The following is a 333-nucleotide window of genomic DNA, read 5'->3' on the forward strand; positions in this document are numbered from 1 at the left end:
TGATCACGTCGCCGTGGCTGGCCGCGACCCACACCGCGTCCGGGCCGTGCTCGGCGGCGATCTTCTCGTCCCACTCGCGGGCTGCGGCCACCGTGCGGTGGCTGAGCGCGCGCAGCGACTCGCCGCCCGGGAAGGCGGCGGCCGAGGCGTGGTCCTGCACGGTGCGCCAGAGCGGCTCGCCGGCCAGCTCGGCGAGCTTGCGGCCGGTCCAGTCGCCGTAGTGGCACTCGCCGAGCCGGTCGTCCAGGGTCGGCTCGCCGAGCTCCGGGCGGGCCGCCAGCAGCGGGGCCAGGGTCTGCCGGCAGCGCTCCAGCGGGCTGCTGACCGCGCGCG

1 protein-coding gene is annotated in these 333 nt (G+C 78.1%); it reads right to left on the reverse strand.

The window, feature by feature from the left end:
* Window positions 1–333, reverse strand: a 333-nt coding sequence (locus C7C46_RS34015; RefSeq protein ID WP_181442703.1) for a histidine phosphatase family protein, incomplete at both ends; no start/stop codon positions are given.

The organism is Streptomyces tateyamensis (assembly GCF_003205575.1).
Taxonomy (GTDB): Bacteria; Actinomycetota; Actinomycetes; order Streptomycetales; family Streptomycetaceae; genus Kitasatospora; species Kitasatospora tateyamensis.